The sequence below is a fragment of the Catenibacterium sp. co_0103 genome (assembly GCF_004168205.1).
Taxonomy (GTDB): Bacteria; Bacillota_I; Bacilli_A; order Erysipelotrichales; family Coprobacillaceae; genus Catenibacterium; species Catenibacterium mitsuoka_A.
In genome coordinates, this window is the sequence record NZ_RCYB01000084.1 from 1 (window position 1) to 8172 (window position 8172).

Here is an 8172-nt window from a genome sequence, read left to right on the forward strand (position 1 = left end):
ATAAGGGGTGAGATTCACCCCTTACTGCGTGATAATTAAAATTTAGGAAACCCCTAGTTATTTTAAATTACCAAAAAAGAAACCTGCGAATAGGTTTCTTAAGATACTTCTTTATGATGATTCATTGCTTCTATAACTTCTTGTTTTTTTACTTCATAAGCATCACCTGTATGCTCATCTAAAATATCAAGTGCTTTTTGATAGTGACCTTTTCTTACATAGTAATCAACATAATTGACTTGTACTGCTTCACTATCTGCATACTGACTTAAGTAATCAAGAATCACTGATTCTTCTTTACCTGATTCTATAAGTAAATCCAACCCGTATTTTGTCCAACGTTCATAAATAACCTTTTGGAGTTCTCTGTCATCATAAAGAGATGAATAGAGAATCTTCTGATGAATAAGGTTGAACTTCAAATCATAGAACTGCTTACTATCAAAATCATTTAAGAGTACTGGATCAATCACACCTTCATAAAATGGGAGGCAGCAGTCACTATAAAGTTCCTTCACTGCATTAAAGGCTTCTTCACTAGAAGGATAGATTTTTATAAGTTGTCTCAAATACTCATGGATATCTGTAAGGATTTCATAGACTTCTTTCTTCGGATCTAAATATGTGACTTTACAAAATGCGCAGGCAATAAGCGCATGTGCTGTCTTGTAATCACGTTTTGATATAAGTTTACTTAAAGAGATACGAAGATACTTTTTCAACTTCTTTAAAAGTGTTGGTATATGATCTTCATTATCATCTATCAGTTCTACTAGATAGTCTAAGTATTTATCTTGAATTGTAGTTGTTTCAATAAGATCATTAAAGCGTTGCTGTAAAGATTCGTTAAATCTCATTTCATTAAACAGGAGCTGTTCTAATTGATCTCTTGGAAGTGTATGAATACGTTCTTTGAGTTCTTTTATAAACTTGATATCTAGTTTTTCTTTGATATCATCATAATTTTCACAATCACTACATGCAAGAAGTACAGCTGCCATATGCTTACAATGATGTCCTTTATTGGCATAAGGACAATCACAATACATACCAGTGACCTGTTCATCCTTTAAATCTATAGTCACATGATAATCTTCTGATCCTTCTACTACAGCCGCAATACCATAAGGTTCCTGATAGAGTTTCTTGATCTTCTTCTTATAAAAATAATCATAACCACGCTTTAAGATAACATCTGTAAACTGATCTGCCCAATCCATTATATTGAGATTTAAACAAGGTGAAATCTCCTCTTTCAACTTAAGTAAATCTTCATCTTCTTGATGATACTTTAATCCAAGTTCAACGACTTCAAGCGCTTTATTAGAATTTCTATTTTCTAAACATATCTTCGCATATCCCGTAAACACAGGTGGATAATTATGATGTGTATCAAGGAAATGAAGAATATCCTGATGGGACTGATGTGCTTCCTGCAACATCTTTAATCCTATGCTTATCCAGCGAGAGTATTGCATACGTCCAACCCAGTTATCTTTCAAAGCATCACTGCCTAGAATCATATGATTCACAATACGAAACTTGTCTTCATATAATTCTGTTTCATTAAAACATTCTAGAAAGACTTCAGTGAGATACTCTTCATCTTCTTTCTCATACTTATGGAAATGGTATTCTCTTTCAAATACATCTAATAAAGTCTTCTTATTATGACTGTAGGAAACGATTATTTTCAAATCATTTTTAAGCTCTTCTAAGAAATCATCTTTTTCTTCAGGTATAGATGAAATAAGATAGAATGTTTCAAATACCAAATTAAGTGATCCAAGAGAGTCTTCTGTTATTGTAGGAAGAATTGAACGTTTATAGGAAATGAGTTTATTGATCATCTGTTTATAGCTTCGACTCTCTGTAATAATATCTCTGATTACAGATTTATACTTTTCATCAGTATAGACTTCTTGAAAATAATGAAATTGATATGTCTGTTTAGGATCATAGGCATAAAGAAGTGCTGCAATATGTTCACAATATTCATCTTCATTTTCACAGCTGCAATCCATATCTTCTATCATTCCATCACGTAAATAAACAATAGAGTAATAGTCATCATCGTCAAATATGCTTCCTTTGATTGCATATTCATTATGTTGAATGTCTTCTACTGCACCACTTTGGTACAGTTCATATCCTCTCTTTAATGTTCTTGGAGTGAACAATTGATTCCATCTTATTTTATCCATAAATGTACCTCTCTTATAATTAATTATAGCACACTTAATTCATCTTTCTTCTTCAATATACGATATGCAATTAAACAGATAATAACTGATAATAATGATCCTAAAGGAGCTGCAAGTCCCATCGGGAATAAATTATGAGGATAAATATGAGAGGCAATATAAGAACCTGGTACTCTGACTAATGAAATAGCAATAATATTGTGAATAAAGCCAATATAACTCTTTCCATCTGCTGCAAAGTAACCACTAAAGCTAAAGTGAATCCCTGCAAATATTGTATCAATAATATAAGAACTGATATATTGTACACCTAGTAAGATTACTGTAGTATCTTTAGTAAATAATCCAAGAAGTGTAGGTGCAGCACATTCTACAATCAAAGCAACAATGATTCCATAAAGAGTAGTAATTATAACCGCATATTTTAATACTGTACGAGCACGTCCGTAGTCTTTGGCACCGATATTTTGTGCAGATAAAGCTGATACAGTCGCAAGCATTGTAGAAGGAATAATAAAGATGGCAGTGATCATCTTTTCTACAATACCTACTGCAGCGGCATCATTTAATCCACGGCTATTCGCTATAATAGTAATGATTATAAAGGCAATCTGAATACATCCATCCTGTATTGCGACAGGAAAGCCTACTTTTAGAATATGTTTAAATACCTGAGATTGAAGATGAAGGTCTTCTTTTTTGATATGAATGTCAGAAGTACGATATTTCATCGAAATGAGTGCGATAATAACACTCACGCTTTGTGATATAGTGGTTCCAAGTGCTGCCCCTATTGGTCCCATATGAAATAATCCAATAAAGATATAGTCTAAGATAATATTTAATAAACAGGCAATCGCAATAATATACATAGGGCTTTTAGAATCTCCTAAGCCTCTATATATAGAACTGATGATGTTATAGGCGGTGATGAAAGGAATTCCTATAAAACATATAACAAGATACTGTACAGTTCCAGTCATTGCTTCTTGTGGTACATTGAGTAACACAACAAGTGGTTTTACACAAATAAGCAACAGAAGAGTAGAAATGATAGAAATGCATGCAAAGAGTGTAATTGTATTACCTATCGTTCTTTCTACTAATGTATGATTCTTAGCGCCAACTGCATGACTGATAGAAACAGTAACCCCCATAGCCAGTCCTACAAGAATTGCTGTCAACATATGCATGACCTGACTACCATTAGAAACAGCTGTAATACCATCTACCGCATTAAATTGCCCAATGATAAATAAATCAGCCATACCATAGAGTGTCTGTAAGAAATAAGATAATAGATAAGGTATCGCAAAAAATGCGATATGTTTTAATATATTTCCTGATGTAACGTTATTTTCCATATAAGTCCCCCTTTGTAATCTGAATAGTATCATTAGGTTATATACTATGTAATTGCAAAAGTCAATAAAAAATATAGGTTTTCCAACGCCCATTTGTTGTCTTTTACCTATATTTTTATTTTATCTCAGCAATAATAGTCACACATTTACAGGAAAATATATAGTGACTTTGTCATGACTCAATTTCTTGCATAATTTCCTATTATTTCTTATACTATTAACGGGGTGATTGGATGACTTATACAATTAAACAGGTATCAGAAATGATGTCTTTACCTGTTTCTACTATTCGTTATTATGATAAGATGGGTCTCATTCCTTTCTTAGAAAAGAATGAATCAGGTTATCGTATTTTTAAAGAAAAAGATATTTCTATGCTGCGTATTATTGAATGTTTCAAGAATACAGGTATGAGTATTTCTGAAATGCAACAATATGTAGAAATGGTTAAACGTGGTGATGAATCATTAGAAGAACGTTATCAACTCTTTGTGAGAAGAAAAGAGATTGTATTAGAAGAAATGCGACAATTAGAAAAACAACTAGAAACAATTGATCATAAACTCTGGTATTATGAAACTGCTATAAAAGCAGGTACAGAAGATATCCACAAAAAATAATCCTCTCGTGTTACAGAGAGGATTTTTTGTATGGAGTTATTCTCCTGCTATTTCTTTAATTAAACATTCATTGCCTTGCAGTAAGACAGTATTTCCACTATGACAATAAGGACATTCTCTGCCATAATCGATTGTAGAATAAGTATTTTGACAATTATGACAGATTGTAATAGCTTCAATCCATTCATAATCAAGTGTTGAATACTTCAGCAATGGCACTTTCTTCTTATAATATTCCCAACAGTCTACTAAATAGTCTGGTTCAATACCACTGACCTTGCCTATTTGTAAAGTGACCTTGCGTATATCTGTGAGACTATTTTCCTGCGCAACATCTTCTAATGTTCTGACAATATGTACGACAATACCTAATTCATGCATCTTTATTTCTTCTTATTACGTAAAATCTTAATCTGTCTTTTTGCAGCATAAGGAAGAATCACCTTCAACTTATCTTCTGATCTTACCATATTGCTTCCTTCTGGGATATCTCTTGTAAGCTTGATTGCATCAAATTCACATTTAGTTGTACATAGACCACATCCAATACATTTATTAGGATCTACTACACTTGTGCCACATCCAAGACAGCGTTTTGCTTCTGTTTGTACCTGTTCAGGCGTAAATGTAGAACGTAAGTCTTTAAATGTTTCTGTCGCAAGACCCTGTTTTGTACCTGGAATCTGTCTCTTTGAATGATCAAAGTCTAAAGTAATTAAAATATCGTCCTTATCAAGCTGAGTAAACTGGTGTAAGTCTCTACCTAAAGTAAGTGAATGACCTTTATGTACAAAACGGTGCATTGATTCAGCAGCTTCTTTACCCTGTGCAATCGCATCAATCGCAAAGCGAGGACCTGTATAGACATCTCCTCCTGTAAAGATATCTTGTACAGAAGTCTGTAAAGTAATGGCATCCGCTTGAATTGTACCATTTGGATTTGTATTGATATCTAATCCTTCTACAGGAATAATATCCTGTCCTACAGATAATAAGACATAATCACATGGGTAGCTTTCTGTTTGTGTTTCATCATAAGATGGATTAAAAGTACCTGTTTCATCTCCTAAAGAGATACATTTCTTTAATGTGATTGTATGATCCTTGATTTCCTGAGGACCCCATCCACAATGCATAGTAATACCTTCATGGATGGCTTCTTCTACTTCATCAGGGCTTGCAGGCATGTCTTTTTCTGACTCTAAACAGAATAAATCAACAGACACTGCACCACTTCTTAAAGCACTTCTTGCCACATCCATAGCCACGTTACCACCACCAATGACAACTACATGACCACTAAGCATATCTTTACTCTCTTCTTTATTAACTTCTCTTAAGAAATCAACACCTGTCATAACATACTCTTCATTCATTCCAGGGATATTTAATTTCTTACCACCTTGTGCACCAATCGCAAGATAGATGGCTTCATAACCTTCTTCACGTAATCCGTCAATAGTGATGTCTTTACCGATTTCTACACCACATCTCAATTCAATGCCCATTACCTTAAGTACTTCTATTTCTGCATCAATGACATCTTTTTCTAATCTAAATGATGGAATACCATAACGAAGCATACCACCTGGTTTTTCTTCTTTTTCAAAGATAGTGACAGGATAACCCTTAATTCTTAAATAATAAGCAGCGCTCATACCAGCAGGACCTGCACCAATAATAGCCATCTTATGAGGATAGAATCCGCCCTCTTCATTTTCACATAATGGGATATAGCGTTCTTCCTCATTAAGTTCTTTTTCCGCAATAAACTTCTTAATTTCATCAATTGCGAAAGGAGCATCTAATAATCCACGCGTACATTCCTGTTCACATCTTCTATTACAGATTGAACCGCATACGGCAGGGAATGGATTAAAGTCTTTAATAAGCTTTAAAGCATCCATGTAACGTCCAAGACTAGCCATCTTGATATAGCCCTGTACAGGAAGATGAGCAGGACAGGCTGTTTTACAAGGAGCAGTTCCTGTTTCATGACAATTGACTTTGGCAGTATCTCTAAAATCAGGATTCCAATGATCTGGTCCCCATTTAATCATATCTGGTAATTCTACCTGTGGGTATTCAATAGGACCCTTCTTTGTACAAAGCTTCTGTCCAAGCTTTGCAGCTCCTACTGGACATACTTCTACACACTTACCACAGGCTACACACTTGCTGACATCCACGTGTGCACGATAAGCACTTGCAGACATATTTGGTGTATTAAAGAGCTGACTTGTTCTTAAGGCATTACAAACACCTGCTGCACAGTTACAAATCGCAAAGATCTTATCTTCACCATCAATATTTGTAATCTGATGCACATAACCTTTTCTTTCACATCTTTCTAATGTTTCAATAACATCTTCATAAGTACAGTGATGACCACCTTTATTTGTCTCTACAACATAATCAGCCATATCCCCAACCGCAATACATACATCGGCTTCAATATCACCTGTCCCTTCTCCTCGAACTCTTTGTTGTCTACGACATGAACATGGAGATAAAGCATACTTATCATACTTATTCAACCAATGAGAAATCTTTTCTACAGACACTGCTTCCTGATTGGCTTCAATAGATTTTTCTACTGGAATAACATGCATCCCAATACCAGCCCCTCCTGGAGGCACCATTGGAGTGACCTTTTCTAGTGGTAATCTTGTCATCTGTTCAAAAAAATCAGTCACAACTGGATGTTCTTTGACTAAATCATTATTCATAACCATGAATTCTGCAGAACCAGGGACAAACTGAGGCATCACATATTGTTTATGATGATCTTCATTTTCCCAGTTATACTCAATCATCCCTATATCACATACTTCTTTTAATACACGTTCAACACGTTCTTCTTCCCAGCCTGTTCTTTTAAGAATTTCTTCAAAAGACATAGGTTTGCGTACTTCAAAAAATAAACATAAATTACATTGTTCATCATTCAAGATTTCACTTAAACATTTGTATTCAGGATCATCTTCCTTAAGCTTCTTAAACTTCACTGGTATTCGGTCTGTAATACGTCTTGCAAGTCTATCAATATTATCTCTATAGGCCATTATTTTATTCCTTCCATTCTCTTATACGTGTTAAAAGGTAATCACACCAAGACTTGACTCCTTCTCCACTTTTTGCACATATTTCAAACACCTTTGCATTCTTATTACGATAATGAATATTCTCTTTACATTTTTCTATATCAAAATCAAAGTAAGGAAGAACATCCACCTTATTAATAAGCACGACATCACATACTTCAAACATAAGCGGATATTTTAAAGGCTTATCATCCCCTTCTGGCACACTCAATATCGCAATATTTAAAGAGGAACCTGTATCAAATTCCGCAGGACATACTAGATTTCCTACATTTTCTAATACTGCAAGATCTAGATTTTCCATTCCTAATTCATGTAATCCCTGTCTTGTCATATCCGCATCTAAATGACACATGCCTCCTGTGTGTAATTGTATTGTACGTACACCATACTGGCTAATAGTGTGCGCATCCACATCACTATCAATATCTGCTTCCATAACACCAATATTCACTTCATCTTTGATTGTTTCAATAGTGCGTGATAATGTGGTTGTCTTTCCTGAACCTGGACTAGACATGATATTAAGTAAGAAAACACCCTTCTCTTTGCATTCCTGTCTTAATAAATCTGCATCCTTATTATTATCTTCAAATATACTCTGTTTTACTTCTATAACCTTATACATATGTAAACCCCTTTCATTAGATATTCTAATAGATTTCTTGAACAGAGTAAACAGAACAAAATAATCCTTCAACAAATCATCTTATTTGTAAGGATTTAAAATTCTAAGAGTTTGTGATTTTCTTTAAAATAGTGGTGTATTTGGTGTATAATAGCACAGGTATTCAAAGGAGAATAAGTGTGAAACAAAAATCAATCAAAACGTATAAAAAAAGACAAACTTAAAAACAAGTTTGAATAATTTAGAAAAAAT

6 protein-coding genes are annotated in these 8172 nt (G+C 34.0%); 1 reads left to right on the forward strand and 5 read right to left on the reverse strand.

Going from position 1 to position 8172, the window contains the following annotated elements; all coding sequences use genetic code 11:
* Window positions 1-98: 98 nt before the first annotated feature.
* Window positions 99-2204, reverse strand: a complete 2106-nt coding sequence (locus EAI80_RS10620) for an SWIM zinc finger family protein (protein ID WP_129981997.1) — start codon at window positions 2202-2204, stop codon at window positions 99-101.
* A gap of 23 nt (window positions 2205-2227) precedes the next feature.
* Window positions 2228-3568, reverse strand: coding sequence for an MATE family efflux transporter (locus EAI80_RS10625; protein ID WP_129981998.1), 1341 nt, complete (start codon window positions 3566-3568; stop codon window positions 2228-2230).
* A 233-nt stretch (window positions 3569-3801) separates the two neighbouring features.
* Between EAI80_RS10625 and EAI80_RS10630 the strand changes: the two genes are divergently transcribed.
* Entirely contained in the window at window positions 3802-4188 is a 387-nt protein-coding gene (locus EAI80_RS10630) for a MerR family transcriptional regulator (RefSeq protein ID WP_006505079.1), read from the forward strand.
* A gap of 36 nt (window positions 4189-4224) precedes the next feature.
* Here the strand turns inward: EAI80_RS10630 and EAI80_RS10635 are convergent, their stop codons facing one another.
* From EAI80_RS10635 to hypB, 3 genes are read right to left on the reverse strand one after another with little or no spacing between them, the layout of a single operon-like run.
* Window positions 4225-4569, reverse strand: a complete 345-nt coding sequence (locus EAI80_RS10635; RefSeq protein WP_129981999.1) for a hydrogenase maturation nickel metallochaperone HypA — start codon at window positions 4567-4569, stop codon at window positions 4225-4227.
* Between the two features lie 2 nt (window positions 4570-4571).
* The gene (locus EAI80_RS10640) at window positions 4572-7253 is read right to left on the reverse strand and encodes an FAD-dependent oxidoreductase (RefSeq protein WP_129982000.1); all 2682 of its coding nucleotides are present in this window, start codon (window positions 7251-7253) and stop codon (window positions 4572-4574) included.
* Between the two features lie 4 nt (window positions 7254-7257).
* The gene (gene hypB / locus EAI80_RS10645) at window positions 7258-7920 is read right to left on the reverse strand and encodes a hydrogenase nickel incorporation protein HypB (protein WP_129982001.1); all 663 of its coding nucleotides are present in this window, start codon (window positions 7918-7920) and stop codon (window positions 7258-7260) included.
* Window positions 7921-8172: the final 252 nt, after the last annotated feature.

Excerpts from the sequence above, each read along its gene's own strand:
- EAI80_RS10620 (WP_129981997.1), bottom strand. The coding sequence starts at position 2,204 with ATGGATAAAATAAGATGGAATCAATTGTTCACTCCAAGAACATTAAAG.
- EAI80_RS10625 (WP_129981998.1), bottom strand. The coding sequence starts at position 3,568 with ATGGAAAATAACGTTACATCAGGAAATATATTAAAACATATCGCATTT.
- EAI80_RS10630 (WP_006505079.1), top strand. The coding sequence starts at position 3,802 with ATGACTTATACAATTAAACAGGTATCAGAAATGATGTCTTTACCTGTT.
- EAI80_RS10635 (WP_129981999.1), bottom strand. The coding sequence starts at position 4,569 with ATGCATGAATTAGGTATTGTCGTACATATTGTCAGAACATTAGAAGAT.
- EAI80_RS10640 (WP_129982000.1), bottom strand. The coding sequence starts at position 7,253 with ATGGCCTATAGAGATAATATTGATAGACTTGCAAGACGTATTACAGAC.
- hypB (WP_129982001.1), bottom strand. The coding sequence starts at position 7,920 with ATGTATAAGGTTATAGAAGTAAAACAGAGTATATTTGAAGATAATAAT.